The organism is Yersinia sp. LJYL362 (assembly GCF_048323875.1).
This window is the reverse complement of record NZ_JBLWEX010000296.1, coordinates 15,625-41,659: the sequence shown is the minus strand read 5'-3', so window position 1 is coordinate 41,659 and position 26,035 is coordinate 15,625. Positions and strand designations below refer to the sequence as shown.

The window sequence follows — 26,035 nt, the reverse complement described above, 5'->3', positions numbered from 1 at the left end:
TGCAAGCGCAACAATTCGCGCACGTGGTACTTGAGTGGTACCAACGCTTTGGCCGCAAAACATTGCCATGGCAATTGGATAAAACACCGTATCAAGTCTGGCTATCAGAAGTGATGTTGCAACAAACGCAGGTTGCAACGGTCATTCCTTATTTCCAGCGCTTTATGCTGCGTTTCCCTGATATTCGTGCTTTAGCCGCTGCTCCGTTGGATGAAGTTCTGCATTTATGGACTGGCTTGGGTTACTACGCCCGCGCCAGAAATCTACATAAAGCCGCCCAAACAGTTGTTGAACGCCATCAGGGTGAATTCCCGACGACTTTTGACGAGATACTCGCATTACCCGGCATAGGCCGCTCCACGGCTGGCGCGATTTTATCGCTCTCTTTGGGGCAGCATTTCCCTATTTTGGACGGTAATGTTAAGCGAGTTCTGGCTCGTTGCTATGCCGTTGAGGGATGGCCGGGTAAAAAAGATGTCGAAGGGCGACTGTGGCAAATTAGTGAGGATGTCACGCCAGCCAAGGGAGTGGGCCAATTTAATCAGGCAATGATGGATTTAGGCGCTATTGTCTGCACCCGCTCCAAGCCCAAGTGCGAACTTTGCCCATTGAATATAGGTTGTCTCGCTTATGCCAACCATAGTTGGGCGCGCTATCCAGGTAAGAAACCCAAGCAGACGATACCGGAAAAAACGGCCTATCTTCTATTGTTGCAAAACGGCCCTCAGGTATGGCTCGAACAACGCCCACCTGTTGGGCTATGGGGCGGGTTATTCTGTTTCCCACAATTTGCCGAGCAAGATGATTTGGATAGTTGGTTGCAACAACGGGGTATGGCTGCCAGTGAGTTGCAGCAGTTAACCGCTTTTCGTCACACCTTCAGCCACTTCCATCTGGATATTGTTCCAATGTGGCTGGATACTGCATCAGCTCGTGGATGCATGGATGATGGGGCAGGTCTCTGGTATAACTTAGCACAACCACCGTCGGTAGGATTGGCCGCCCCAGTTGAGCGTTTATTACTTCAGTTAGCAAAAGAAGAGTTAGCAAAAGAAGAGCTAGCAAAAACTAAGTTAGCAAAACCATAACGGGCAACACCGCCGTCTACCCAAACAGTTTTTTGACGTCAGTCATAGAAGAGGATTGAGCATGAGCAGAACGATTTTTTGCACGTTTTTAAAAAAGGAAGCTGAAGGACAAGATTTTCAGCTGTATCCAGGCGAAATCGGTAAACGTATCTATAACGAAATCTCGAAAGAAGCCTGGTCACAATGGATAACTAAACAAACCATGCTGATTAATGAGAAGAAGCTCAGCATGATGAATGTCGAAGACCGTAAATTGCTGGAACAGGAAATGGTCAATTTCCTGTTTGAAGGACAGGATGTTCATATTGAAGGTTATACTCCGCCGAGTCAGTAACCACTCGGGGCCAACACACTGGTAACGTACCGTATGACGGGTATTACCCTAAATAGCTCGAGTTACAAAAAGGCAGCTAACGCACTGGTAACTTGAAATATGACGGGTAAATTCCTCATCAAGATATGGCTTGTAAGATGAAGAAAATTTTAGCTTTGTTGGTCATTGCACCTTTGTTAGTGTCTTGCTCAGGCAATAAAAATCAGGCAGATAACGAAGCCTTTATCAAAGACACGAACGGTTTTGAAATTTTAATGGGTCAGTTTGCCCATAACATTGAAAATATTTGGGGATTAAAAGAAGTCTTAATCGCGGGCCCAAAAGATTACGTTAAGTATACGGATCAATATCAAACCCGCAGCCATATCAACTTTGATGCCGGTACTATTACGGTTGAAACTATTGCCACGACCGATCCGGCGGCTCACTTACGTCAGGCGATCATTACCACATTATTAATGGGCGATGACCCAGGCTCTATCGATCTCTATTCTGATGCCAACGATATCCAAATCAGCAAAGAACCGTTCCTTTATGGGCAAGTACTGGATAACAATGGCGAGCCTATTCGTTGGGAATGGCGAGCTGCACATTTCGCCGATTATTTACTGCAAAACAAAATGCAAAAACGTACGTCTGGTTTGCATGTTATCTGGTCGGTGACCCTGCAATTAGTGCCTAACCATCTGGATAAACGAGCTCACAAATATCTGCCGCTGGTACGGCAATCAGCCGAAAAATATGGTGTAGAAGAATCACTGATTTTGGCAATTATGCAAACAGAATCGAGCTTTAACCCTTATGCAGTCAGTGGCTCTGATGCGCTAGGTCTGATGCAGGTTGTTCAGCACACGGCCGGGCGGGATGTGTTTAAAATGAAAGGTAAAAGCGGTCAACCTAGCCGCAGTTATCTATTTGATCCTGCTAATAATATCGATGCAGGCACAGCCTATCTATCCATTTTGCAAAATACCTATTTAGGCGGTATTCAAAATGCCACTTCACGCCGTTATGCAGTCATAACTTCCTATAATGGCGGTGCTGGGAGCGTGTTGCGGGTATTCTCCAGCGACAAGAACCAGGCAGTAAATATTATTAACAATATGGCACCAGGCGATGTATTCCAAACGCTAACCACAAAACACCCATCAGGTGAATCTCGCCGTTATCTGGTGAAAGTGAATAGCGCTCAGAAGAGCTACCGCCGCCACTAATACCGCTGCAACCTTAGTCTAAAAGATATCAATGGCACAGTTCGCTGTGCCATTTTTTATGACTAAAATTGTGATCAGCGGATAACTGTGCACATTTGAATAACAACCATTCGCAATAAAACGATTATAGTATCGCTCACTATTTTCGATCCACAACTGGCAGATTGAACAAATGGACTTTGGACTTACCGCATTTGAAATGGTGGCAATCTTCTCCACCATGGTCATTGCCTATATTATTTTTGGTATTACTGGTTTTGGTTCCGCGTTAATCGCCAGCCCGGTTTTAGCACTATTTATCCCCGTAGCAAAGATTGTCCCATTGTTAGCCATTGTTGATATGGTTGCCGCAATCACTAACGTAGCGCGTCATAGCCGCCATGCGGATATTGCTGAGCTCAAGCGCCTGGTACCATTGATGATTATTGGCAGCCTGATAGGCGCAACGGTACTGCTGCGAACCCGCCCCGATATTTTGCTATTAGCGTTGGGCATATTTGTCATTTTATATGCAATTTACTCCCTCAGCCGACGCAAGCCACAAAAGCAGTTCAAACCTACAGCCGCCATTCCTTTTGGCTTAATTGGCGGTATCTTCAGTGCATTATTTGGTAGCGGCGGGTTTATCTATGCTATTTATTTATCTGGACGGATAGCCAGCAAAGACAATTTACGGATTACGCAGACGACACTTATTGGCCTGAGTACCCTAACCAGAGTGATTTTATTTGCGCTAGCCGGAGTCTACATGGACTTGTCAATTCTATGGATGGTATTGCTATTAGCCCCTGGGATGTTAGTCGGATTGGCGATTGCTAATAAAATCAGCTTAGGGATCAGTCGTGAACAATTGATTAAGATCATAAACATCTTACTATTGCTTTCAGGTACTGTTTTATTGGTACGTTATTTCGGTTACTGATCATCCTGAGAGGGATAAAATATAGTATGACAGCCGACATTCTTATCGGCTGTCTATCTGTTTTCAGATTACTGAGTAATGACATAACCAAAAATACGTCGCCGCTCTACATCACCTTTTTCGATATAAACACCCTGCAATTCCGGTGAGAAGCCCGGCAGTAAATTGATCCCCTCCTCTAAAGCGAGGAAATAACGCTGCACCGCCCCACCCCACATTTCCCCCGGAACGACACACAACACGCCCGGCGGATAGGGCAAGGCACCTTCAGCGGCAATACGCCCTTCCGCCTTAGCAATAGGAATCAATTCAATATTGTCACGGACAAATTGAATATTGGCATCCTGAGGATTCATAACAACTTGCGGGAAGCTGGCTTTTCGGAACATATCCTTTTGCAGCTGCTTCACATCATAACGGGCATACAGGTCATGCATCTCTTGGCATAACTGACGTAAGGTATAACCGCGATAACGCTCTTCATTTTTACGATATATCGTCGGCAACACATCACACAGCAGTGCATCTTGTTCAAGATAGCGCTCAAATTGCACCAACATATCAACCAGATGAGCCATTTTGCTTGGATTTTCCGCCGGCGTCAGCAGGAACAAGATCGAATTCAGATCGCATTTTTCCGGCACAATGCCATTTTCGCGCAGGAACGTCGCCAGTATCGCTGCTGGCACACCAAACAGGGTATATTGTCCAGTACTGGCATCAATACCCGGCGTGGTCAGCAATAACTTACATGGGTCAACCAAATATTGGTCTTGGTTATATCCTTCAAACCCATGCCAGCGTTCATTGGGCCCAAAATTAAAGAAGCGGGCATCATTGGCAATAATATCCGTATCATAATCCTGCCAATTTTTCCCCCTCACTATAGGTGGAATAAATGGCCGCAACATTGAACAGCGCTCTAATAATAATTTACGGGTCTCGATACCGAGCTTGACACAGTCCATCCACATCCGGCGGCCACTATCGCCAGAGTGTATTTTGGCATTAACGTCCAATGCCGCAAATAATGGATAAAACGGGCTGGTCGAGGCATGTAGCATAAATGCATTGTTAAAACGCTTATGGTTACAGTGGCGCTTTTGTCCTTTGATATGGTTATCTTTTTTATGTACTTGCGAGGTCTGGGAAAAACCGGCCTGCTGCTTGTGTACCGACTGAGTCACAATAATCCCAGGATCGTTTTCATTGAGCTCCAGCAGCAACGGCGAGAAATCTTTCATCATTGGGATAAATTGTTCGTAACCCACCCACGCCGAGTCAAACAAAATGTAATCACATAAATGACCAATACTATCAACCACCTGCCGTGCGTTATACACCGTACCGTCATAGGTACCTAACTGAATGATAGCCAATCTGAATGGCCGTGCATCACCCGCACGTTCAGGGGCAACCTCACTCAATTGCTGGCGTAAATAACGCTCATCGAAACAGTGTGCGTCAATACCGCCAATGAAACCAAACGGGTTACGAGCAGTTTCCAAATAAACAGGCGTTGCCCCTGCTTGAATTAGTGCACCGTGGTGATTGGATTTATGGTTATTTCGGTCGAATAACACCAAATCACCACGGGTCAATAAAGCATTAGTAACCACTTTATTAGCCGCTGAAGTCCCATTCAGAACAAAATAGGTTTTATCTGCATTAAAGACCTTAGCTGCATATTTCTGTGCATCTTTTGCCGCGCCTTCATGGATAAGTAAGTCGCCCAATTTGACATCAGCGTTACACATATCTGACCGAAAAATTGTCTCACCATAGAATTCAAAAAACTGACGACCAGCGGGATGCTTACGGAAGAACTCGCCGCCTTGATGCCCTGGGCAAGCAAAGGTTGAGTTTTTCATCTCGACATATTTCTTTAATGTTGAGAAAAAAGGCGGTAACAGATTTTTTTGATATTCACTTGCGGCAGCCTCTACCTGAGCATTATAAAATGCCTTATTTGCCTCACCGAGTGTGATGACGCCTTTAATCAGAGGCAAATACTCCGCAGAAACCGTCTGTTCTGCCGTGACAGCAACAAAAGTAGGAATAGCAAAGCCCAGATCATATAGCTTTGACAATATACCGGCATTCGCATCTTCTACCGACATCACCACGGCGGCAACATCCGTAAAATCAGTCTGATTGAGATATACCATTCCACGCTGGCTTTCTATATAAGAAGCCAAACGAGCACTTGTTGCTATTTTCAATTGTGTCATGTCACTTACTCTCAAACGGTCAGGTATGAGGCTGCCACTTTGGCATATAGATAGCATCACATTGAGTAGCTTTTGTGATGCCGGCAAATTGATATCTTAGACATACACGTCTCCCAGCAAAAGGAAAGCCAGAATAGTGAATGAACTGGTCTCAGCATCGACCAATAGACATCAGTAAAATCAGAGTGTTAGCTCTATTTTTAATAATGCCTAACAGTGAGCAACACGTAGCCTTACCGCATGGAAGTGATAAGAGACTTAATAGAAATGGGGCAGAAGAAGTGACACGTAAGGCGCTGAATATGCATTGGATAGAGTGAAAATGCCATAACCGCCCCCGCTTAAACTCTCAAAATGATATGGACTAGTCGAATGAATAGTAACGCTAAATTCGCGCAATAATTACATGTTTACGGGAGCGATTCAACCCTTGAAATTCAATAAAAATGCATATTTAGTGAATATCTAAGCTATTGTTATCTAACGAACTGAAAAATAAAAAATCTATAAATCAAGCAGATGAAACAGTGCATTACGATGAAAAAATCATCGTGCCAACACTTTCTAGCGACTTTCGCATGAAAAGAGAACAACTGATCGCCTTTATATGAGAAACTCATTGACGATTTGGTGCTAATACGGTTTAATGCGCCCCGTTGCCCGGATAGCTCAGTCGGTAGAGCAGGGGATTGAAAATCCCCGTGTCCTTGGTTCGATTCCGAGTCCGGGCACCACTATTCATAACCTGTTTGTTAAGAACTAAGATTTTTAACAGGCATGACAAAGTACTCGAATCATCATCGTAAAGTAGGCTGTAATTGCTACACCTTGGTTGAACATAGAGTACGAAGAAACCGAAGAATGTTAATGCATCTTCGGTTTTTTTATGTCAATTCTTTGCAAATATTGGCAGTTTTTTAACGTGACTGTCAATTTCCTATTAAGGAAAACGGTAATTTACTGTTTTCAATGCTTAAAATATCTTAAATCCCTTTTCTAATCTGAAAAAACCTCTTCCAATGCCAATCTTAGACTGTCTATATTCCCTTCAACATATTCCAGAGTAACCGCGACACTTGAATGCCCGAGCAAGGACTGAACTGCTTTCAGGTTACGATCCGGTGATTTCATCATCTCAGTAGCGATCGTATGCCGAAATCGATGTGGGCTAATCGTACAGCGGCATTCAACTGAAAGTCTGCGGAAGAAAGAACGTAATGGTGGATTATCCATATTTTCAGTGACAGACTCTTTTCTCCCGTCAAACCGACTGATATTGAATAACTGATCCATCTGATTAGCCCCCTTGTCTATCGTCGCTGCAACCAAACGCTCCAGTCTCGGACGTAACACTCGGGCTATTGGTACCCGATGTTCTCTATGATTTTTCGAGGCTTCTGGTCGTAAATTAATCCATCCCTCATCGAGATTAATATCCCCAAGACATAGGTGTAACAGCTGATTTTGCCGCATCCCGGTGTAACGCAGGGTGTCAACGACGGTCAGCCAGAACCAGGCTGGCCTCAATGCACATCGAGATTTATCTATTATCCCGACACACTCTTCCCGCTCTCTTGCTTCCATAAGCAAATATATTTTTTTAATTTCAGATTGAGTTAGCGTTTTTTTACGTTTGACGTCGGGTCTGGCGATAACGCCATTAAATGGATTTTCTTTATGTGAAACAAAATTATGTAAAAGTGCATAATTAAAAATAGCTCTCATGTGAGCTACTTTATTGTTCCAGGTGATAGATGAGAGTTCCTGCTCATTTAAAACATACCGTCGCCAGTTCAATACAATTAGCCGACTCACTTCACCAGGCAACAGATGATCTCCGGTATAACGTCTAAAGGAATTGATTACCTTGCGATAACTCCATTCAGTTGCTGGCCTCAATGACTTACTAAAAAAATAGTCCTGAAGAATATCGACATAATTAGCCGAAATCATTTCTATTTCCATATAGGTTTATTGAATACCTTATTAAATATCTATTTATTAGCTAACAGCCACTTACTGTCATTGGGGAAAAAACCATTAATAAAAATAAGAGTAAGCGGAATAATATAATATAATACTTTGATAAATCGGCCATCCCTATTTTCGCGTTCATATTTACGGTAAATATAAATACCCTTACCGTTGCGAGAATAATGACGGTTTAGTGCCTCAAAGTTCTTCTGAATATCATCCTTATCGATTTTAGCATTAGGCTTTATGGCTAAATAACGATAAAAACAGTCCGGCGTCTGAACAAAAACATGCTGCTTTATGATATGTAGCAAACTATCCTGGGCGTTAACTGTGAGTCGCCCAGCGTCCACTGATGAAACCAGCTAATGCCAGAAAGATTCTTCCGGTATTTCAGTGTTAACCGCCTTTTCACTTTGAAGTTTGGCTGAGAAATGTGGTAAGCAGGTCAAGGACGGAAGATATAAATACATTGCCACTGCAGAATGGATTTATATCCCCGTCAGGTCTGCGTTATTAACTGCGGTGATATAAATGCGATAGCCATCGGGCGTAACCACGGCGTCAATCATCATATTGAATACACGACAAAGAAAAGTGGAAACAGGTTATTCCGAAATCCTAATTTTGCGATCCACAACAGATACCAGACACGCTCGACGAGAAATTATCACATTCCTGCACCCAACTAGAAATGGAAAACTATTTTCTCAATACCTTATAGGCTTTGTTTTTTTGAAAAAAACTTACTCCATAAATCAAGTCTTAGTGAAGTTACAGACATTGTATGCCTCCACTGATTCATCAGGCTATCTCTAGCAGCTACTTCGGATTCCAAATAAGCTACTACTTCATCAAGAAAATTAAGCTGCTCTCTATTCTCTCTTCTTACATATTCGGCATCTAGTCGGCTAAGTTTGGCATAATCCAGCCGACGCTGAAGTCCTTTTTTTTCTATCACTTTCCAATCATATACGTATTTTGCCTTTTTCCTATCCTGCTCAATCTGTTCACGTATTGCATTAGCATCTATCGGTGGCTTAATACCCTTTTCTCCGGACAAATAAGCCAGTGCAGCATAATTATATTTTGCTTGCGCCTGCAGCTCACCATCGGTTGCAAGCCGCTCTAATACCTTCACCTGTTTTAGGCTAATTTCATTGCTTTCTGGCATGGCTTTAAAAACTGATATATAGGGCTTGTAAGCAGTATCAATCTGGTCACTGGCTGAATTATTACTCATAAATACCGCCAATGCTTGATCAAAGGTGTGTTGATTGAAGGTTTCAGTATCTAAATTTTCCGGTGTAACAAGCGGCAACCTCAGCATATTCTCATCTGAGATTGATACACTATTTTTAGTATCCTCTAAAAGTTCTACCTGCTCATTCGATTCAAGAACCAAAGTGATCCGTAGAACAAGTGCATCTTCTACCTGATTAGATAAATTAGTATCCCTAACTTTACGAGAGTGGGTCTGTCCTAGCAAATCAGATGATTCAACTTTGCTGGTTATCCGTGTAACATTCTGGATGCGTATCTCCTTTATCCTTTTACCAAATTCAGGGTAGGTGCTGAACATCCTTGCTGTCGGTTGGATATTGGGAGTACTCAGCATGGCCTTAAAAGCATCCTTCGTCGCACCATCCGCCTTGAGCACTATCGGTTTATTTTCGCTCGCACGCAGAGCTTTTTCACCAACAATCGCCTTCATTACAGCGACGGTTTTATTATTAGCAATATTCTCCTGCGTAATATACTCAATGTTTTTATACAACTCTGCATTGTTCTTTATGAACTCTCCCTGAAGTTCATTCATCTTTAACGGCTTCCCTATCCCAGGCCTAGTAACCTGATTATCCCGTGTCCCGTACATGGTATCCACAACCAGCACTTTTCCGTCATCCGATACCCTGAATTTATAATAGGACTCCGAATCTCCCTTAACATGTATACTCGTTTCCTTTCCGGGAGGTGTGGAAACGTTACCGTCCTTGTCTATATAAGGAGCTATAGTGGCATCAGGGGATAGCTTTTCCGTATAGCGAATATTGTACTCTTTTGCTTTTGATACTGATTCAGGTTGAATCTCATAAAACTCATGATATTTTTTCATTCCACTATCCAGGGCGTCAGTCCAAGTCTTATTATTCTCATGATATTTAACGAGATCGTAATAGTAATTTTCTTCAGCTGGTGTCATGCTTACCGGTTTTTCTGGTCTAATATATATAGGTTCATTATCTTTATTCTTCGACTTAATTTCATTTATTCTATTATGCTCATTTAAAGCTTGGGTTTTCACTTCATCGATTCTTGATTTAGTAATACCTTTTGACGGTTCAGGGTTGACCGGACCGAAAGTCTTTTCCTGAGACGTTACTGGTGGTTTTTTCACTCCCATCGACGGATGTGTGTTCCCTAGCGATTGTTGCGGTGGTGGCATCTTCCCTGGCGGCGGTGGTGGCGGTAGTGGCATCTTCCCTGGCGCTGGCGGTGGCACGGGACTTGTGGGTTGTGAAGGCCCCTGAGATGTTGATTGACCCTCTTCTGAAATTTTGTTCACCCCACCACTGTTTTGTAGTCTGTACGCTAACAAATGGATTTTGTTCCCCTTTAACCAGGTAACTCCGTTATCCAAGGATATATAAAATTCACCCCCATTTATTTTTCCTAGCAAATCTGTCTTTCCAATTCTGAATTTCCTCGGTAAGTATTCCTCTGGTTGTAACCTCCCCGGCATCCCAGCCTCAGCGTTAAATTTTTCCCTGAGTTTACTGACTGGTATGTGACTACCTTCTTTATCAGACCAAAAATGTTGAGATTTGGCTCCCGAGTGAGTAGTGGCAGGTTGCGTTCCCCTTGGGGTATCCATCACTGGTTTACTCACTTTCGGTATGTTGCTGGTTACAGTGTGCCTATATCCTTGTTTTATAAAACTCCCCACCTTACTTACCGGTTTAGAACCTATAATTCCTGGGATGGATAAAATCGCACCATAAATTGCAGTTTTACGCGCCGCTTCACGGTACATCTCTTTCTCCTCTGGCGAACTGGCATTTTCCGTTTGCAGCAAGTTAATACCAATCTGTGATCCAGTGATAAAAATAAAACCTTTCAAAGGAGATAGAGGTAAAAAATTACCTACTGCGCCAATAACCTCACCTGTGACTCTGAGGCCAAAACCCACCTCGATTTCCGTTTCCGTGTACGTTACCTCATCCAAGTGCTCTTTCAACTTGTCAAACCAGGCTGATGTTTTATTCACTGCCCCGCCGTTCAATTTATTTGACAAGGTAAAATAATTATCTATATCTTTAGCGTGTTTCTTATTTATTTCATCAAGATATTCTTCATAACCTGAAATTGCTTCATCTCGCCGGGAGTATAATTTGTACACCTCACTATTTTCCGGCATAACTACTTTAATATTTGTTGAGCGAGTAGGGTTGAGGTCATAATTAACCTTCCCTATAACAATATCATAAATGGTCACCGTCTTGGTTTTATCTGGATGAGTTCTCCTGAATTCTCTTATCGGTTTTTCATACAATTTATTATTTCTAGCATATTTGTCTGGTAAAGGCTTTGTTATATTAAATGTATAAGTGTCATCTGGCTCAAGATTTGAATTATTTCTTATCCATTGTTTAATATATTCTTCAGGGCTTTGAATATTCTTAATCACACCTTCAACTTTTGTTATGAATTCTTCCACTCTGTTTAATTCTTCATCCTGGCTATCGGTCTCACTTTTAATTTCATCATAAAGTTTTCCACTAATAACATCCTGCCAATCGTCCTCGCTAATCATCTCAGGTTTGCTAAGTGTAGCCACAATGTCTTTAGGCACGTCACCATTAATCACAGAGATTAAACTGACTTTTATCAACGTGTGTGGGATTTGTATTTCACTTGGCCATGATGATTTCTCCGCCGCCGATTCAATATTATATACCCTTCCCTTCAGGTACATTTCAATACTATCGTCATAATGTTTTTTCTTGGCCACTTCTTTAGATCTATTCAACTCGGCCTTCTTGGCTTTCTCTCTTAGCTTCTCGTCTTTCTTTCTATTTTCTTCTTGTTCTTGTTCTTGTTCTTGTTCTTGTTTTATTTTTTTTACATTCTCGTCGCTAAATGTTGAGTTAAATTTTTCAATATACTCCCCATGTTCTACATTTTTGTAGTCAATGATAAGTTTTTCCAGCTCATCATCTAAGCCCCCCTCACCCAATATCGTAAGTTTCGCCAATTGCGTGATGTAATCATTTATTACTCGATTGTCACTTGTTTCATATACCCCCTCCTCTTCGTTATACCTTACGTCAATTACCCCCCAGTCCTTTGTATTTAACTGCACATGCGTCTTAACATCAGGATTTGTTACCCAGTCTGCTACTTCAGTATTATTTTGGTTTGCCCATTTTAATGCAAACATCGCATAGTTTCTCTTTGGATTCAGAAATAACCCATCTTCCCCATCTAAAGGTGGAGGAAAAGTAATTCTCCGTCCATTTATATTCCATTCCGCTGCCCGTTTACGTCTGACGTGGGGGCGGTCAGCGTCCGGATCATGCTCATCAGACAACGGCATAATATCCGTTTGTGGCTGTAACGGCGATGAGTGAGTTGCTGAAGTAATTTTCTCTTCGGTTATCGCAGCCTCTATCAATGTAGTAGCATAAGCTTCGGCCACCGTTCTGGTTCCTGTATCCAGCCCACGCCAGGGCGCCTCCCCGATAATATGCTTCGCTACCTTTTCCCCAGCGCCTTTTAGCCCGCCCTCGTACACATCCCATACAATCGAGGCAATCCCAAGCGTCGTTGCCAGCCCTGGGGGGAGTGAAAGGACGATTTTGATAGCGGCCGTTTTGTAACTTTGCTTGGTATATTCTGCTATTTCATCACTGATATCCCCTTCCCCTCCACGTATTCCCTGTCGACCTTTATGGGCTCCCCATGCCACTTTTGCACCTGTAATAGCAAATTTAATCGGCAACCGCAGTGGAAATGCGGCCAGGTTCGGTAACAGCTTAAAGCCCCCCAGACAAACAGCCAGAAAAGCCCCTCTGATCAGTTTTCTTTCTGACCAGTCTCTTATTGCCTGCTCACGGCTCTTCATCCCTGCAAGAATATCAGCCATCGTCGCAGGGTAGAGCGTGTTACCTTTAGCGACATTGTCCACTTCAAGGCGCAGCCGCTGAAGAAGTTTTTCTCCTTGCGGATCTGATTCTTTGGATAACTGGGGAAGATAGTGCTGGATCACCTCAAAAAACACGTTGTCATAGTGCTTTTCGGTTGCCGCCCGCTCTTCTGCGGAAAGCGTGCCCAAATAGCGTTGCTTTTCCGCTTCACTCCATTCCGCCATCCACCTGGCTAACATCCCCTGACGGGAGAAATTGTTAATCGATTGCCCGGTTGCCTGCGTGATCCCGGTTTTCAGGTTGTCTTTTATGCCCTTCAGCTGCTGTAACCAGGACACAGTCTGTTTATCCAATTCTTTACCACCAGCTTGACCAGGCTCGGAAAGACGTAACAACGCCTGGCCCAGTGCCTTTTGGACGTCGGATAAGCCTTCAACAGTGGCTTTTACCTGTGTATCGAAATCACGGATAATATTATTGGAGGCCAGCGGGTTGGTGACAGCGTTTAATTCTTCTCTTAGCGCAGACTGGTATCTTTGTTTCATGCTCACGTCTGACAGCATCGTGATTGTTCCGAGTACTTGCTGCAGTTGCTCTTTTGACTCTTCTGCTTTTTGTCGCCATCTGCCGGACTCAGCACACAACTTTGCATCCAGAATTGAATTGCGCGGCATACCCGATAACATCTCATCAAGCTCACTGCAATGCGATACAGTTTGTTGTAATGGGCGAGAGGTTTGTATGGCCTTATGCATGTCAGATGTAGTTTGCTGAATTTTATCAAGCAGTCTTATGCCGACCTGAAAAACAGCTTTGTTTATGTTATGACTGTCGCCATTCTTATCAGAGGCAGTAGAACCGGGCAAGGCATGCACAATGCGGTGTTTATTTTTGTTACCCTTATCAGACAGCGTTTGAACAGAGGCTTTGGCCCCCTGCATTTTCTGTCCCACTGCATTCCAGACTTTTCCCAGCTCATGCGTTACCGTTTCTATTGTAGTGCGAGCTTCCTTCTGACGGAGTGGTTGATACATTTCAGGCTGAATCTGTTGCCCGGCGTATTGAACGACATGGATAACTGACTGCAAAACCTGGCAGAGAAAATCGATGTCGCGTTTAATCCCGCTGGTTTCACCTTTTTCATCGGGCTTTTCCGCATAATTTCTGGTCAGTGTAATACCACTTAATAATCTCGCCGACAGCCTCTCTATCTCTGTGCTCAATGTTTCACGGGCTATCCTTTCATCCAACGTGACTGAATCCACGATAGCATTAAACTTTATGTTATCAGGCTGCTTTCCCGTCAGATTTCCACGCGTTTGGGCGGCATATTGATTATTGTGCGTATCGGCATTTACCGGGAGAAGTTCATCGAGGAGTACATCGTAACTTGTCTGCCTGGTGGTTTCCCACGGAGTCTGGCGTTCCACGTTCTCATTGATGAGACTCATGAGATCCAGCGTTCCTGAGAGATAGCCCCCCAGGCGATTGCCATGCTTAAGCGCCTGATGATAATCCCGGTTTTGTGGATCATCCCAACCCGCTTTGTTCACCTCCAGGCGAAATTTGATAAACTCCAGCGCGTTGTTATGTAAATCACTCTCTTTTCTGAACCGCCTGAACCGGCCCAGAAAGGCGTTGGCGGCCTGTTCCAATAGCGTGTGCTGTGGTTGTATCAATGCCGGTATTTGCATTGTGTTGACCCGTGCCTGCAATGCGTCGATATCGACCTTTTTAGGATACAACAGGTTATATCCGGCCTGCTGGAACTCATAAAACCCAGGCAGGGCGCCGCTGATAATGGCTTGCAGGTGTGCCCTCAGTTCAGCCAGGTCGGCTTCAATTTCTTCATCTAAACGCTCTGTGAAACTGGTTGATGGAACCTCAACGGGAAGTTCTGTTTCATTTTCTGTATTAGTGAGAAAATTTTCGTTTTCTATTGGCTTTTTACCTAATTGCTTAAGTTCACTGGCATAAGTCATAAGACTACCCTCAGGTTTGGATTAATTACGGCTGAGTTCTGTGAGGTGCAGTATCCGGGTGAAAATAAACTCACTCGGTTTACGGCACGAATAACGGAGATAGACGGCGCAACGATGACGGCATGCCATTATCGGTGTCCGTTTCAGGATGCACGGTATAACCGCCAGATAACTGAGGACACACCGGTTTATAATATCAGCGAGGCCATGCAGGCGCCGGAGAGCAATGTGGTAAGCAGGTCAAGGATGGAGGATATAAATACATTGCCACTGCAGAATGGATTTATATCCCCGTCAGGTCTGCGTTATCAACTGCGGTGATATAAATGCGATAGCCATCGGGCGTGACCGCCGCAGCCTCATCCTTTGCCCATTCTTCAAAAACAGTGTTCATCGGGACGAGATATTCTGTTCGCGTCATACCGGACACCCGCAGAGACACACTGATGTCATCCGCACTTCCGTTTGAAGCGGCAACCGGCGAGGCATCCAGATTAACGTGCGTCATTGCAAGACGGGCATCATAATCACCGCCCAGCGCCACCATTAATTGCTCCCGCAGTACATCGGAAATGGCCTGTGGAGAAACGGGCGCTTTTGGCTCAACGGTGGTAGACAAGGATTTCACCGGGGTCACTTCCTCGTCTTTATCACACAGACTAACCGGTACGGTGACACAATAGTTGAGCGACAGGCGCGGACGATTACCCAGTGATTGCCAGAAGTTACCCAGGCTGTTCAGATTTTCTTTGGGTGGCATAACCTGCGTGTAGGCCCCGGGAATATCGGCTAGTTGGCGATTGTTAATCAACGCCGCCAGAACCTGGGACATGACTTTTATAGCCTGGTTTTCAGGCTGACTGTCCGGGTTGTCGGCATCCGTGGCGGGGCCGGTTGATTCCCAATAGGTAATGAGGTAGTTGCACTTCACGTTGGCCCAGCCGGGTGATAACCGTTTTGTGCCGGCATTAAATCCGCGGGACTCGGCCGTACGCAGCTGCAGGTCTTCGTGGATATCATAAAGAAACACGCTTATCGCGGCATCGGACTGCGTGGCATCCACATCCGGTAAATCAAAGCGAATCGCCACGTCCTTATTCACGTAGGCGCGCAGCATCTTATTCATTGCGTTATTCACGTCGAGCAGGGTTTGATAATTAGACATCCTCGTTCCTCTGAATTAATAGTACGTCATCACTGTCCATGATGCGTTATTGATAATGGATATTGAGTCGTCGGATTAAATAGCCAGCCGCCCTGTTTTAGCCAGTTCACGGGTTAACGCCGCGTCGATATGACGGTGACTGACTTCCTGGCTGTCACTTTCTTCGGCAAAGAAGGCGGCCAGTAGGGCAATATTCCTGATATTGGCGCCGGTAATATTTGCCCGCTGCGCTAACTTTTCAAAGTCCACGTCCGGTGAGATTTTGATATTCTTCGGCCATATTTTTTTCCACATGTTATGCCGCAGCGTTTCATCCGGGTAAGAAAAGCGGGTAATAAAGGTGAAGCGCCGGTTAAATGCACTGTCGAGATGGCTGCGGTTATTGGTGGATAAAATAACCAGCCCGGGGAAATTTTCCAGCCGTTGTAATAGGTAAGACACTTCAATATTGGCATGCCGGTCATGGGCATCCTTGGTTTCACTGCGCTTGCCAAATAAAGCATCGGCCTCATCAAAGAACAAGATACCGGCATCCTGCTCTGCCAAATCAAAGATACGGGAAAGGTTTTTCTCGGTTTCACCAATGTATTTATTGATCACCGTGGAAAGGTCAACCTTGATTAAATCGACACCCAGGGTATGAGCCAGTACTTCCGCCGCCATGGTTTTCCCGGTTCCCGAGTCACCGTAGAACAGCGCGCTGATCCCGACGCCATAACCCACCTTGTCTTTAAAACCGCCGGCCAGCACTTTTTCCCGATAGCGAATGGCCGTCAACATCTCCTGGAGCTGTTGCAAGAGACTCTCCGACACCAACAGGTCGTTTAATGACCGCTTCGGCGTAATGCGTTGCGCTAACGAACCAAAATTCTGCTGGGTGCGTAAATTGAGCGCCTGGCGAATATCACACTGTTGCAGAACATCCGCCGGGTCGCGTTGCTGCCGATACAGTTCGGCCTCTTGCACAATCAACGGCAGACTTTCCGGGGTAAAGGTGTAGCGCTGGCTGAGACTGATAAGGTCCATATCCGCCGCACGTCGTTCCGGCAGGCAATCCCTGAGCAGGTGCGTTTTTTCCTCCTGCGTCAACACCGGCATCGCTGTCTGCAAGGTGGGCGTCTTTTTCAGCCATAACGGCGGGGCATAGGGTTCGACCAGGCACACCACCCTTAATCCCGGCTGGTTCAGTTGCTCAGATAACCTCTCCGGCAGTGACGTGCTCTTTTCCATCCGTGTCTGCAGGTTACGTATAACCATGCCCGCACCACGCATACGGGCTTCGCGCATCAGACAGGTTAAATGCAGTAACAGCGCATCGTCATCACTCTCGGAGCACTTATCGACATCGACCTGCAGCGTCTGCCGGTTTTCAGAGGCAAAAATGCTCCACACAGCATGGGCTCTGGCGCACCCCGGCATACCGCGCAGCAACACCACAGGGCGCGGCTCAATATCGTCAGTCAGTAACACGCCGGCCAGCGCGTGTTTTAAGCCGGCAGGATAAAACGGCAACGCGGGAGGGGAAGACCATTCCGCCCACGACGCTAATGCCGGGGCCAAATAGTGATGCCCGAGTAAAAAATGGTACACACTGCTGTCGGTCATAAAACGGGTTTGGCTCCATGCCGGATTTTTTTTATTCTCCTCAATCGTTAATAGCTGACAGCTCATTAACGGTGACTGATGCAGAAAACTGGCTTGTTGTGCCCACTTTTCCCTGTCTGAAGAACAAAATAGCGTGAGGGCCAATGAAAAACTGGGCAGCTGGCTTTGCTTTCCCTGCTGGATCCAGGAAAACAGATCATAATAACGGCTGTCAAAATGGGGCAGCAATCCCAATAACACAGTGTCCCGTTCAAAGTCGGTGAGTTCGAAACGATGAATCAGGTCCGTTAAGCCTTCTGCCAACAAGGGCTGCCCGTTTTCCGCCCGGTATACCGGCTGTGTAACAGCGGCCCAATGAGGCCTGCCGAACGGGTGTTGCATTCGCGCCTCCACCTCCTCCTCGCTGAGCAGAAACGCATTAAGCCCCTCGTGACGCGCTGAATGGCAGTAATAATAATGCTGTAATAGCAGATCGATACGTTCCAGTTCGCTAAACAAGAGCGATAGCTGGCAATCACCCTGCGGAATAAACGCAGGCTGAAGTGCTGAAGAAAGCGTCATGTTGATATCCGATAAGAAGAAAAAATAGCGGCGGTTTATCCTGTGAAACCGTTTAGCGGCCAGACGATGGTCAGTGGCAGTTCAATCCACGGGAAAGACGCCAGCGTCATTGGCCACGGCCAGTCTCTGAGTAAGAAATCATAGGGTTCAGGCCACACACTGATTTGAGGGACTGGCCCTTCCGTGCTGATTTCCCCTGCCCGTTGCAAGAACAATTGCCGAATGTCTGTCAGACTCAATTTTTGCCAACCGGGAAGTTGTTGGCCAATAGCGGCCAGCCAGTCGTCAATCTGTTGGAGTTGCAACAGACTCAGCGGGGCGGGCGGCGGTACGGCGGTTGAGCAGGACACCCCACATAACACCTGATTCAACGTCAATCGTTCCTCCGTCGGGCTAACTTTCCCCCAGACCAGTCGGTCAAGACTGTACACGGCCTGCCACCGCGCCACATCGCTGACAAACTGCTCTTCCTCCCACAGACCCAGCAGGGAAAACAGCTGAGGCAATAGCGGCCACAGCAGAAGCAAACCGGCGTTGCTGATCCCCAGACTCGATGAGCGTGATTCACTCGGCGAACGGAGGCCGCCTTTCCCAGATTGCATCGTGCGTCGGGATGCTGCCGGTATCCCTTCACACTCTGGCAACATGGCGTTATCTCGCGATAGCGCAATCTGCAGGGCATCGGACGGCATCCCCCGGCCCTGCGGCAACGCAGAACTCTCTGGCAGTAGCGCAACCTGCAGGGGATCGGATGGCATCCCCCTGTTCTTCGACAACGTGGCGTTATACCTAGATCGCACAACCTGCTGAGCGTCGGACTCCATTCCCCCGTCCGGAGATAACATCGTATTATCTTGCAGTGGTGCGACTTGCTCGGGAACGTTATGCATCCCTTGTTCCTCCCGCATGGCATCATCATCCTGCCGTTGTAAACAGCAGCTCAGATAAGCATCAAGGCGCTGCACGCCCCGCCCGCCTTTCAGCCGATGGATCACCTGGCGCACGGCGGGTTGTCGCCATAATGGCAATAACCAACGCATCACGATCAGGGCGGGATAGGCCGGTTGTCCAAGCAATATGCTGTCGGAAGGCCGGTTGCCGGTCAGTAACTCCGCCACCTGCTCTGGGGGAACCTCTCCCTGAACAATCGCCTTTGCCCAGTCAGTCACCTGGCTGGCGGTGGGGGCGTGCTGATGCATCAGCCAATCATGCCCCCGTTGGCTTTTGAGTAAGTACAATATGGCGGCTATCGACAACCGGCCGGCGGTCACCCGGCCGTACCAACATACCGGCAACATTTTCGGGGATTGCCATGCCCCCTCAAGTAACCGCTTCAGTAACTGCTTAAGCTGGTATGCAGGGCTATCCTGTAATAATGTCTTAAATGTGTGAGACGTCAAACAGCAACGGGCAAGCTGGAACAATCCCTCCCCATCAAAATGAAAGCCGCCAAGTAACACACTTGATTCAGTTGCATTTGATGTCAACATCCTTACAGACTGCTGACCAGCGATTGACGCATGCTCGCGGGCGAGGCATTGTGCAAATGCCTGCGCCAGCCGCTGATTAAACTGCGTGTCAAATTGTATTAGTGGAATAGCACCGATATTAATCTCCAATTTATTCAAACAGAGTGGTGTCGTCCCGTATTTATCAATCACATGAAGTAAAACAGATTTCAACCTATCAGCATTGAGTGGAATGACACAAAGAAGTCGTTCCCCAGATAAGCGATTAGCTATTCTTAGATGGAGCTTAAATTTATCAATTAGGAGTGAATTCATAACTTCATAATAAAGGCCAAAGCATAGTAAGGCGGTATTGCAGAAATTGTGTGGTTATGTGATGCCGTCGTCATAGTAGCCGTATGCTTATGACCTAGGCCAGAGCCTGTATCTTTTGTTTCACCTGTTGCTTTCGTGCCTCCCGAATCTTTGCCATCGCGATGAACCTTTAAGGTCGAATTTTCCGGAACCACTAGGCTACCTGATACCTTTGCTACATAATAAAATGAATTTAACTCCACATTATGAGAGTGGCTTGGTATGTGAGCGGTGGTCAATTTAGTTTCCGCCACATTGACCGTGCCTGTTACGGTAGTACTTCCCGTGGATGTCGTTCCATCCCCTTTGTCGGTGAACTTTTTCCCTGCCATCACAATAAACCGGTCACGTAAATCCGGCGTCCCCGAGCCCCCATCACATAATGCCCAACCTGTCGGAATTTCATCTGCACTACCTGCGAACATCATCACCATACCTTTAACCATCCTTTGTTCATCAAGGAGCCTCAAACCATTCGCCTCACCGGCAACCAGCCCACTATTAACGGCCAGCTTGATACTCACGCCTCGCGTACTAATTTGAATTCCATCACCCGGGCATACGGACAATCCATTCTCTCTTAACGCTAACCCACCGGCATTACCCCAAGTGATACCATCACTCCCTTGCCCCTCTCCGCCATTAGTCTGAGCGCCTTTCGCCAGTTTTATGTTCATACCTTTGCTATCCACCGCGATGCCATATCCGGTTATAACACTCACGCCATTGTTATTTACCTCGAGGCCTTTATTTTCCTCTGCCTTGACAGCAATGCCATTTTTATCGACGCTAATTCCGTTTCCCGGTTTAATGGATATACCCGCTGAGTCTTTCAACTCGATCCCACTATCGGCTTTTGGCTTAACCGAGACCCCGTCATTATCCATCGTCAAACCACTATTGGTTTTTAACTTAATGGCCACCCCATCCTGATCAACGCTAATCCCTTTAGCCGCGTTGGATTTTAATTCCAGCCCCCCCATAGAAGAAAGTGCAAACCCATTTGCTGGCCCGGTTTGGCCTTCTGCGCCCCCCACCGCCTGACGGCCCATATTGGCCAGATCAATCAAGTCCGCAAAATCCGTCTGCAGCGGAATACTGCCCGCCTTAAAACGTGCTTTCAACGCATCAGCCTGGGGCAAGGTTTGGCTTTGTGGCGCACTCTCACGCATTGTGTCCGTCGTTTTTGGTAATGCTGTCGCAGTATTCATCGGGGTTTCTACCGATTTCTTCGGGGTTTTGTCAGTCATTTTTTTCTCCAGATTCGTCATGATGTTAAAGGGTGGTTGGCACGTCTTGCGGCACGTAAAACAGCTCTTCTCGCAGGATGACGTCTTCATTCCACTGGCTGCCGTCACCGACAACCTCGGTACGCTGCGCCTCGGTGGCGATGCGCATCAGGCCGATGTCCAACTGGGTAACAGGGAGATGCCCCAGGGTCAGCATCTGCATCAGCGCAAAGGCATCATCACCCAGCGGCATGCCGCTGTTTTGCCAGCGCGCATAGGTCGCCCCAAAGTTGTTAAAGGTGGCGTCATCAAGCCAGTGATTAATCAGGGACACGTGGGCCGGGAACTCCGCCATAATGGTTTCCTGTACCCAGGCAACCAGCTGGTCAGGTACAATATTGGGGCTCTCTATCAAACGGCGATTGAGTACCGCGCTGACCACAAAGGAGAACCGGTCTGTCGTCGCATAGTTTGAGTCACTAAACGCCCACTGATAACGATAACTGGTCTCCTCTGAGGGAAAATCCTCTGTGCTATTGGCCGCTTTTTCGATAAGTAACGAGCCTGCAATCGGGTCGACTGCTTTCACGGTCGCCTCAAGCCGCCAGTCCGCCTCCACAGTGAAAGCGCGGTCGGCCTTCGCCCCCGGCTGGCAAAACTGCAGGCTCGCGGGGCGCAGGACAATCACATCGCCGACGCTGACCATAGCGGGATACGGACTTTGTGCGTTGCTGGTCAGTAAACGCTGCTGTTGATTAGCCGGTTGCAGTTTAGCCTCAGCATAATTCAGCCGGTAATCCATATCCTGCAGCCAGACATTGCTGTTCTGCCAACGTAGGTTGTGACTCGCCCAGGCCGCCTGAAGCCGTGACAGGGTGTTGTGCAGTTGCTGACTGTTTTCCGTGCTGACGGTAAAACTGTCCCCGTCAGTCGCGATAACCAGCAGTCGGCTGACATGCAGTCGACTGCCCTCTTCAATCGCAATCAGGTCGATAAGCTGCCCTTGGACCACCTTGCTGGTACTGCCCGCCTGCGTCAGGGTAATGGCGGGCTCAGCCACCGCAAAACCGGACGGGGTCTGTTCATTGTCAAAAGTGCTGTCCGGGGTCTGGGGCAGCAGCTGACGATGCTCAATCAGGTAAAACGGCAGTTGGCTCAGGTTCGGGTTGTCAGCAAAGCAGGTACTGCCAAGGCCGATGCGCGCCGCAATGCGCTTTTGCAGGGCGGAGACTTGGTCAATACGGATATTGATGCGGTCATAGCCCAGGGCGGGTTGTTGTGCCAGATATGCTCGCTGCGTCGCCAGAAAATCCGGCAAATCCAGCGTCAACGGCAAGGCGGCGCGCTGGGTGCCAAAATACCCCAGCAGAGACTGAAGAAAATCCAGTTCGCGGGCAAAATTGGCCCCCACAGGCTGCTTATCCTGCGTGAAGATAGCCGCATCCTCCTGCGCCATCGCTTCCAGCGTTTCCGCGTAGGGCTGATGAATAGCCTGTTGCACCATCGCATTCGTATAGGGCCAGCGGGTCCCCCGAATGGCGTCGCCCCGGTCTTTAAAGGCCAGTAAGGTCGGTAGCTGCGCCAGTTCTGCCGAGCCGTCGGCCAGCAGTTGGTCGACAGGCAGCAGAAACTGATGCACCGCGCGCATCTGATCGTCAATCACGGCATCGGGCTGCTGTAGGGCATAGCATTCGGGCAGGCGCTGCCCGACGGGAATATAGCCCGTCTGATCACGAAAGCGGCCGGCGGGTAACACCGTGGGCGTTGTGACGATCAGGTCTGCCTGTGTCAGGTAGCGCGCCATCGCCTCACGGTCCAGCGTGTTGCGAATACCGCCTTTCGACACCAGAGTTAACGGACTATCGTCACCCGCCAGCAGGCTCAGCGGCGCCGCCCCCCACAGCAGGGGGTAATAACCGTCAGCCACCTGCCAGCGCCAGTTGTCCCCGGTAACAGCCGTAATGTGGCCATCGCCTTTATCGACCGACAAGGTGCTCAGGCTGGCCACGCCGGGGACAGCCAGCAACAGGTTCACCAGCGGGCCGAGGTTGAGGACGTATCCCCCGGAGGTGATCTGTGAGGGCGCCGTTTGCTGCCAGCCGTGTTTCAGCCTCGGCCCCTCAAATATGGCGTCATCGGCATCGCCGAGCGCACGCCGTTGTTCGGTGGTATAACGGGCGACCGCCGGGCGCAAGAACGCGTCGGTAACCTGATAAATCTGCGCCGCCACCTGATTGATGTCGCCGATGTTATCGGCCAGTTCAATCGTCATTCGCGGGCTAAAGGTCGCCGGTTGCAGCCAGATAATGCGCGACACCGCTTCGCCGAGATTACGGTGCGCCGCGAGAAAGGCAGTCAGGTATTGTTCTACTACCGCCCGGTTCTCGGCCGACAGAGACTGGGTATAGCGGGTCGGGACCAGCGTCAGCCACAGATTCCCCCGCAGAGACAACGTCTTCTTGTCTTCAGGCTGGGTGACCGTCGGCTCCGTGAAGCTGTATTCGCGTTTTTCCGCGTTATACCACCAGTGAAAACGGTGCGCTTCAGGTTCTTGAGTCAGGCTGACATCGCTGAATAAAAAATCCTGCCCAGGGGTGTCCAGGGCCTTAATATCGCTGCTGTGCAGGTCCAGTAAGGCCCGGCGGTAATCCTCTGCCGTCACCGTGTTACAGGTGAGCACCTGTTCAGGACCGAACTCTTCCGGGAACAAGGTGCTCCGGTCTTGATGGGTCAGCAGGTCATTCAGCGGCAGCGACGCGCGGTAACTGAGGTCGGAACAGTTCCAGGTTGCGGACTGCAGCAGGGTGACGCCCGGATCGTGATCGCCGGTATCCGTCCAGACTTCGCCACTGAGCGCAGTGACTTTTTCGTGAGCCTGTTGCCACAGCGCCTCAAACACAATCGCGTCCTTCACCGCCGGGAACAGGGCGTTTTCTTTAGACATCAGTCTCTCCTTCCGGACATAAAATCAGGACCTCGTCATCCCTGGCGGTGACGGTGCTTTGTGTTTCCACACGCGTGCATTTTCCCTCTTCATCAATAACGTCGTGAATAAGGACCAGCGCGTTCAGGGACTGCACCAGCGGTGACTGTTGCAGCGTGGCCAGCAGACGGTAGTAGTCCACCTGATTGCCCGGCGTGACCGCCTGGCGCCGATCGGTTGCCCAGGGCATATAGTCGTGTTGTAACTGCGCCGCGAGCTGTCGATAGCCATAATCCGGGTTAATACCCGTCACGAACGTCACCCGATAGCGGGCCGTCACATCGATATATTTAGGGTTCTTGAGCGTCGGCGCCGCCCACAGCGAGGTGTACTGCGCTAGCCACTGCGCCATCCGGGTCAGCCTTCCGTCACTGAGCGCCGGGCGCAACGCGTCATCGTTGTCACCATAACGGCCGTCAGGAATAACCATCAGCGATTGCACCTCAAGCGCCGGCAGACGACTCAGTTTGTCCACATCGGGAAAACGGACATCAAAAATCTCCGGGTAGTGCTCCATCAGCAGGCTGCGCATATTGTTCCAGGTGATCGCCCGCTGCCGGTGGGCTATCCGGGTCGCGGCGCGCTGCAACATCGCCGCCTCCGTTTCCCGTGGCTGCCCGCCGACAGAAGGCAGGGGCTGGCGAACGTCGCTGATGGCGGCAACCGGCGTCACCAGTTGGCTGACGGTATTGGCCGGCAACGGCTGGGCAAAGTGGCTGTCATCTATCGCCTGCGCCCTATTCAGGGTTGCGGTCATCGCATTGGCCAGCACGGCCTGCAGTTTCGGCATGGCCCCGGCGGGCGCGCTCTCGTCCTTTGCCGCTTTCTTTTCGTTCAGCGTGCCTTTGATCCAGTAATACCCTGCCTCCAGCGGCTCGTCATCCTGTGGCAGACCGCTCCCCGGCTGACTGTCCGCGGGCAGCCGCGCCCGCCACAGGTTGCTGACGGACAAGCCCGCCGTCTCGTCTTGCAGCCCCGCATCCAGCGAGGCCCAGTCTGTGCCGTTGTAATAACACCATGCCAGATCCAGCGCCGATGGGGCGCGCACAGACCAGTAAACCGACAGGGTGTCCTGCGCCGACGTCCCGCTGAACCCCAGATAGAGCACGGGAGCCTGCTCTTGAGTGGCCGTCCCTTCCCCGATTTTGCTAAAAAAACGCAGCCCCTCCGCCGGTAGCGCAACGCCCGTCGCGCTGTCGATGGCGGTATACCGTTTCCACGTATCCCCAACCTGGGCCGTCCAGCACAGCTTTTCCAGTTGCTGGCCGGTGATCAACAGACTGTCGTCAGTCTGATAGGTGATGCTGTTCCCGACGCTATCATGGCCGCCATCCAGCAGGCTGCCGGCAGGTAACGCATACGGGGACGCATTTCTTTGCAGCATAAAGCTCACCGCCACGCTGTCCGGTTGCGGGGCACGGGGGGCAAACCCCAATAAATCCCGGTAGTAAAGTGAACGGTGCCGCGCCGGCACCGTGTTCAGCAGGACTTTGGGCGTTTCTAGCAGATGCAACAGCGCCAGCAGGAACGCCTGTTGCACCGGCAGCGTTTTCTCTGCCAGCTCGGGGTGCTGATAGATGTCACTCAGCGCTTGCGGCGTGCGGCCGGCCAGCCAGAAGCGGTTCCAGTCAGCCTCGGCATCGCAGGCAAACGGCACCGCGTCGGTATATTTTGCAACCAGATTGAGCAGGTCCTTCCCTGTCCGTGGCTCCAGCAGGAAAGTCTGGTCGGTTAATCCGCTGCCCACTCTCTGTTTCAGTTGCTCCAGGTCAGACAT

Annotated in this window: 14 protein-coding genes and 1 tRNA gene; 5 read left to right on the top strand and 10 right to left on the bottom strand. The window is 48.5% G+C overall.

Annotated elements, in window-relative coordinates; translation table 11 throughout:
- The 4 genes from mutY to ACNSO8_RS21165 form a co-directional block, all read left to right on the top strand.
- On the top strand, nt 1-1,088 hold a 1,088-nt coding region (gene mutY / locus ACNSO8_RS21180), incomplete at its 5' end, for an A/G-specific adenine glycosylase (RefSeq protein WP_418395799.1).
- Between the two features lie 61 nt (nt 1,089-1,149).
- The gene (locus tag ACNSO8_RS21175) at nt 1,150-1,422 is read left to right on the top strand and encodes an oxidative damage protection protein (protein ID WP_004703528.1); all 273 of its coding nucleotides are present in this window, start codon (nt 1,150-1,152) and stop codon (nt 1,420-1,422) included.
- A 137-nt stretch (nt 1,423-1,559) separates the two neighbouring features.
- Complete coding sequence (mltC, locus tag ACNSO8_RS21170) at nt 1,560-2,636, top strand: membrane-bound lytic murein transglycosylase MltC (protein WP_005157159.1); 1,077 nt, start codon at nt 1,560-1,562, stop codon at nt 2,634-2,636.
- 172 nt (nt 2,637-2,808) lie between these two features.
- A complete protein-coding gene (locus tag ACNSO8_RS21165; RefSeq protein WP_019082387.1) occupies nt 2,809-3,558 on the top strand; it encodes a sulfite exporter TauE/SafE family protein in 750 nt (249 codons plus the stop codon).
- A gap of 68 nt (nt 3,559-3,626) precedes the next feature.
- Here the strand turns inward: ACNSO8_RS21165 and speF are convergent, their stop codons facing one another.
- Nucleotides 3,627-5,789 (bottom strand): ornithine decarboxylase SpeF, encoded by a 2,163-nt coding sequence (speF, locus tag ACNSO8_RS21160; RefSeq protein ID WP_418395798.1) that lies wholly within the window; start codon nt 5,787-5,789, stop codon nt 3,627-3,629.
- 658 nt (nt 5,790-6,447) lie between these two features.
- Here speF and ACNSO8_RS21155 point away from each other — a divergent pair.
- Nucleotides 6,448-6,523, top strand: a tRNA-Phe gene (locus ACNSO8_RS21155).
- A gap of 262 nt (nt 6,524-6,785) precedes the next feature.
- Here ACNSO8_RS21155 and ACNSO8_RS21150 read toward each other — a convergent pair.
- The 9 genes from ACNSO8_RS21150 to ACNSO8_RS21110 all read right to left on the bottom strand — a co-directional run bounded on the left by ACNSO8_RS21150 (nt 6,786) and on the right by ACNSO8_RS21110 (nt 26,035).
- Nucleotides 6,786-7,754: a tyrosine-type recombinase/integrase gene (locus ACNSO8_RS21150; RefSeq protein ID WP_418395797.1), complete on the bottom strand. Its 969-nt coding sequence runs from the start codon at nt 7,752-7,754 to the stop codon at nt 6,786-6,788.
- 29 nt (nt 7,755-7,783) lie between these two features.
- Nucleotides 7,784-8,116 (bottom strand): conjugal transfer nickase/helicase domain-containing protein, encoded by a 333-nt coding sequence (locus ACNSO8_RS21145; protein ID WP_418395796.1) that lies wholly within the window; start codon nt 8,114-8,116, stop codon nt 7,784-7,786.
- Nucleotides 8,117-8,481: 365 nt separating this feature from the next.
- The gene (locus ACNSO8_RS21140; protein ID WP_418395795.1) at nt 8,482-14,892 is read right to left on the bottom strand and encodes a hypothetical protein; all 6,411 of its coding nucleotides are present in this window, start codon (nt 14,890-14,892) and stop codon (nt 8,482-8,484) included.
- A 283-nt stretch (nt 14,893-15,175) separates the two neighbouring features.
- Complete coding sequence (locus ACNSO8_RS21135) at nt 15,176-16,057, bottom strand: DUF4255 domain-containing protein (RefSeq protein WP_418395794.1); 882 nt, start codon at nt 16,055-16,057, stop codon at nt 15,176-15,178.
- 75 nt (nt 16,058-16,132) lie between these two features.
- Nucleotides 16,133-18,223, bottom strand: a complete 2,091-nt coding sequence (locus tag ACNSO8_RS21130; protein WP_418395793.1) for an ATP-binding protein — start codon at nt 18,221-18,223, stop codon at nt 16,133-16,135.
- A 35-nt stretch (nt 18,224-18,258) separates the two neighbouring features.
- Nucleotides 18,259-20,007: a contractile injection system tape measure protein gene (locus ACNSO8_RS21125; RefSeq protein ID WP_418395792.1), complete on the bottom strand. Its 1,749-nt coding sequence runs from the start codon at nt 20,005-20,007 to the stop codon at nt 18,259-18,261.
- On the bottom strand, nt 20,004-21,296 hold the full coding sequence (locus tag ACNSO8_RS21120) for a hypothetical protein (RefSeq protein WP_418395791.1): 1,293 nt from the start codon (nt 21,294-21,296) through the stop codon (nt 20,004-20,006). Before ACNSO8_RS21120 ends, ACNSO8_RS21125 begins: the two co-directional genes overlap by 4 nt.
- 25 nt (nt 21,297-21,321) lie before the next feature.
- Entirely contained in the window at nt 21,322-24,219 is a 2,898-nt protein-coding gene (locus ACNSO8_RS21115) for a hypothetical protein (RefSeq protein WP_418395790.1), read from the bottom strand.
- Complete coding sequence (locus ACNSO8_RS21110) at nt 24,212-26,035, bottom strand: hypothetical protein (protein WP_418395789.1); 1,824 nt, start codon at nt 26,033-26,035, stop codon at nt 24,212-24,214. The genes ACNSO8_RS21115 and ACNSO8_RS21110 overlap by 8 nt, the downstream gene beginning before the upstream one ends.

What these genes read in the sequence shown, in the direction of transcription:
- ACNSO8_RS21175 (WP_004703528.1), top strand. Translation starts at nt 1,150, where the DNA reads ATGAGCAGAACGATTTTTTGCACGTTTTTAAAAAAGGAAGCTGAAGGA.
- mltC (WP_005157159.1), top strand. Translation starts at nt 1,560, where the DNA reads ATGAAGAAAATTTTAGCTTTGTTGGTCATTGCACCTTTGTTAGTGTCT.
- ACNSO8_RS21165 (WP_019082387.1), top strand. Translation starts at nt 2,809, where the DNA reads ATGGACTTTGGACTTACCGCATTTGAAATGGTGGCAATCTTCTCCACC.
- speF (WP_418395798.1), bottom strand. Translation starts at nt 5,789, where the DNA reads ATGACACAATTGAAAATAGCAACAAGTGCTCGTTTGGCTTCTTATATA.
- ACNSO8_RS21150 (WP_418395797.1), bottom strand. Translation starts at nt 7,754, where the DNA reads ATGGAAATAGAAATGATTTCGGCTAATTATGTCGATATTCTTCAGGAC.
- ACNSO8_RS21140 (WP_418395795.1), bottom strand. Translation starts at nt 14,892, where the DNA reads ATGACTTATGCCAGTGAACTTAAGCAATTAGGTAAAAAGCCAATAGAA.
- ACNSO8_RS21135 (WP_418395794.1), bottom strand. Translation starts at nt 16,057, where the DNA reads ATGTCTAATTATCAAACCCTGCTCGACGTGAATAACGCAATGAATAAG.
- ACNSO8_RS21130 (WP_418395793.1), bottom strand. Translation starts at nt 18,223, where the DNA reads ATGACGCTTTCTTCAGCACTTCAGCCTGCGTTTATTCCGCAGGGTGAT.
- ACNSO8_RS21125 (WP_418395792.1), bottom strand. Translation starts at nt 20,007, where the DNA reads ATGAATTCACTCCTAATTGATAAATTTAAGCTCCATCTAAGAATAGCT.
- ACNSO8_RS21120 (WP_418395791.1), bottom strand. Translation starts at nt 21,296, where the DNA reads ATGACTGACAAAACCCCGAAGAAATCGGTAGAAACCCCGATGAATACT.
- ACNSO8_RS21115 (WP_418395790.1), bottom strand. Translation starts at nt 24,219, where the DNA reads ATGTCTAAAGAAAACGCCCTGTTCCCGGCGGTGAAGGACGCGATTGTG.
- ACNSO8_RS21110 (WP_418395789.1), bottom strand. Translation starts at nt 26,035, where the DNA reads ATGTCTGACCTGGAGCAACTGAAACAGAGAGTGGGCAGCGGATTAACC.